The organism is Clostridia bacterium (assembly GCA_017438525.1).
In the GTDB taxonomy this organism is placed as follows: domain Bacteria; phylum Bacillota; class Clostridia; order Oscillospirales; family RGIG8002; genus RGIG8002.
This window is the reverse complement of record JAFRVI010000030.1, coordinates 1-3,477: the sequence shown is the minus strand read 5'-3', so window position 1 is coordinate 3,477 and position 3,477 is coordinate 1. Positions and strand designations below refer to the sequence as shown.

Sequence of the window (3,477 nt, the reverse complement as noted above, 5' to 3'; positions counted from 1 at the left end):
GCGTCAGTTAAGGAACAAATTGCCTGCGGCAATTTGAATTATCCTTACGCAGAGCGTTTGTCATCCTGAGCGGAGCGATGCGAAGCATCGCGCCCGTAGGGACGAGCACCGCTCGTCCGGGGATTGACGCGAAAGCGCCGTGTAAGAACACAAAACGTAGCCCCCGTTTCCGACTGCACACTTTCCCGATAACACGACCGTTACCGACAAGATCCTTCGGCTGCGCGATGCTTCGCATCGCTCCGCTCAGGATGACAACGTATGCAAGCCGTCTGCGTCGATTCCCGGACGAGCATTGCTCGTCCCTACGGTGTGGGATCCCTCGGGCTTCGCCCTCGGGATGACAGACGCGGGCGCGTTCAATAATTCAAATCGCGGAGCGATTTGTTCCTTACCTCTTCACTCTTCACAATTCACTATTACCTATTACCTGCGAACGCCCCGCGGGCGCAAATCGCCCTTGCCTTTTTTATTCATTTGTTGTATAATACAATTTGAGATTATATAATGCGGGTCTGCGCCCGCAGCGGAGTATATGATGGAAGAAACGAAAGAAAAGAAAAAGCACCCCGTTCGCAAAATAGTGCTGCGTTCGCTGCTCTGCTTCTTCACGGCGGTAATACTCGTTCTCGCCGGAGGGCTGGGCGGCCTCGCCATACTTCTTCGCGGTCCGTCGCCGACGGCGCGCGATCTTTTCGTCGTCTCCATGGCGGAAACGAGCATGGGCATAATATTCCCCAAAATATTCTGCTCCGACGAGGAGATCGAGGCGATAAAGGCGGCGAACACCGTCGTGCCGACCGACGAGACGGTCGACCCCTCCCTCGTGCACACCGACATAGACAAGCAGCAGGAGCCGATCGTCATCGAAGAGGTCTCCGGCTCGACCTATAAGGGCAAGATAATGCTCATCGCCGACCCCTCGCGCGTGAAGGTCGCCGTGCGCGGCGAATTCAGCGAGACCGCCAGCGGCAAGAGCGTCAAGCAGATGGCGGAGGAGAACGGAGCGATAGCCGGCATCAACGGCGGCTGGTTCTACGACCCCGACGGCATGGGAACCGGCGGTCTCCCCGTCGGGCTGGTCATCAGCGGCGGCAAGATGCTCTACGGCAACCTGAACGAGAAATACGAGGTCATCGGCTTCGATAACAACAACGTGCTTTTCACCGGCTTGATGACCGCGAAGAAGGCGCTCGACAGCGGCATACGCGACGCGGTCTGCTTCGGCCCGTCGCTTATAGTCAACGGCGAGCCGATAATGATAAAGGGGCTCGGCAGCGGACTCAATCCGCGCAGCGCGATCGGCCAGCGCGCCGACGGCACCGTCATCTTCCTCGCGCTTGAAGGCCGCCGCGCAAGCAGTCTCGGCGCTACGCTGAACGACGTCATCTCCGTGCTTATGCGCTACGGCGCGGTCAACGCCGCCAACCTCGACGGCGGCATGTCCTCGATACTCTATTACAACGGCGAATATATCACCGAAAGCGCCGGCATCGGCGGAAATCCGCGCGTCATCCCCGACGCGTTCATAGTCGTTTGAGGGGGTGGACGCTACGGATGAGCTGAACGAACTGAAAAAGCTGTATTTGAATGAAGAAGAGCGGGAGCCCGCGCCCGAACAGGCCTCCCCTGTGCAAGGGGAGGTGGCATCCGAGGCGGCGGAGGGGTTGTCGCCTGCGCCTTCTGTCATCCTGAGCCCGCAGGGCGAAGGATCCCCCGCCGAAAGCAACCGTGCGGAAGAGGATGGGGATTCCTCGTCGCCTTCGGCTCCTCGGAATGACAGCGACGCCGACAGCGACGCCGCGCCCGCGGCGGATGGCGCGAACGAAGACGCGCCCGCGCCCGCAGACGCGCCTGCTCCTTCTGTCATCCTGAGCCCGCAGGGCGAAGGATCCCCCGCCGAAAGCAGCCGTGCGGAAGAGGAAGGGGATTCCTCGTCGCCTTCGGCTCCTCGGAATGACAGCGAGACCGCCGACAGCGAGACGGCGCCCGACTCCCCCGCGCCCGACTCCCCCGCGCCCGAAAAGAAAAAGCGCCGCTGGCCGCGCTTCTGGAAAATATACGCCATCACCGTCGCGGTAGCCGCGATGCTCATCTGCGGCCTGCTCGGCTTCTTCCACGTCTTCCTCATGGAATACGAGGAAACGCGCCCGCTGAACGCCGCGAAGGAAGCCGTCGCCGCGCTCGCCAAAGGCGAGAACAGGCCCGGATTCGTGCCCTCCGAGGCGACCGAGTTCGACGCCGCCGCCGACGTCGCCGCCATATTCGCGGAGGCGGGCGGCACCGCGAACGCCGAGGTGGTCGAAAAGGTCGGCGTCTCCACCGAGGAGGTACCCGTCTACTCCGTCCGCGAGGGCGGCAAAGAGATATGCCGCCTGCGGATGAAGCCGGGCAAAAAGCGCCGCTTCTTCAATACCTGGCAGGCGGACGGCTTCATGTTCGGCGGCGACAACGCGATCGACATAACCGTGACGGGCGACACCGTGCTGAAGCTCAACGGAGTGGAGGTCGGCGAGAACTATATCGTCGAACGCGACGCGGCGCTGCCCGGCTACGAGGACTTCGCGGATATCACGCCGAAATGCGTGCGCTACTGCGTCGAAGGGCTCCGCTTCAAGCCGGTCGTCACGCTGGAAAATCCCTACTGCTATCCGAACGCCGAATACAAAAACGGCTTCTGGACCGTCACCTACCGCGGCGCCGAGGATAACCGTCAGGACGCGGTCAATATCGCCTACTCCGCGGCGAAGGCGTACGTCACCTACGCTTCGTCGCCGAACTCGCCGCTCGCGCCGCTCGATAAGTGGCTCATCCCCGGCAGCACGCTGCGCGCGAGGGTCCTCTCCTTCGACCGCAGGTACTTCACGCGGCACGACAGCGCGGAGTTCAGGAATATGGAGGACCTCGACTTCTCCATCTACGGCGCGGACGAGTTCTCGATCAAGCTCAGCTTCGACTACGTCATGCGCTACGGCAAAAAGGAACAGACCGACAAAACGGTCATAACGCTTTATATGCTCCGCCGGAACGGCGAGTGGAAGCTCTCCGACGTCGCGGTCGAGTAAACGCGCCGCCGAAGGCGGCTGAAAAGCTGCGAGCAAAGCGAGCATCATAACTGCCGCCGCAGGCGGCAATACCACTATGCGAAGCATAATACCACTGACGCGGAGCGTCAATACCACTATCGCGGCAGCGATAATATCACCGCCGACGAAGTCGGCGCAATTCCCGCGCCTCACGCGTTGGCTCCCCTGTGCAAGGGTAGCGAAGCGGAGGCCGCGGTAGTGAATGACAGCCCGGTGGGCTGTCAGAGCCGCGGCCTGACCGAGCCCGCGGCGAGACGCTGTCGAGGGCGGCGGTACGCCGTCCGAGACTGAGGGGTTGTCGGCTTCCTCAAAGCGAGCGCTTGATTGCACAACCCCTCCGTCAGTCGCTCCCTGCGGTCGCGCCTGCCACCTCCCCTTGCACAGGGGAGGC

Annotated in this window: 2 protein-coding genes; both read left to right on the top strand. The window is 61.9% G+C overall.

The genetic code is table 11. From position 1 onward, the window contains the following. Nucleotides 1-538: 538 nt before the first annotated feature. Entirely contained in the window at nt 539-1,540 is a 1,002-nt protein-coding gene (locus IJL83_03175) for a phosphodiester glycosidase family protein (protein MBQ6552601.1), read from the top strand. 4 nt (nt 1,541-1,544) lie between these two features. Beyond that, nucleotides 1,545-3,065 (top strand): hypothetical protein, encoded by a 1,521-nt coding sequence (locus IJL83_03170; GenBank protein MBQ6552600.1) that lies wholly within the window; start codon nt 1,545-1,547, stop codon nt 3,063-3,065. Nucleotides 3,066-3,477 lie beyond the last annotated feature (412 nt).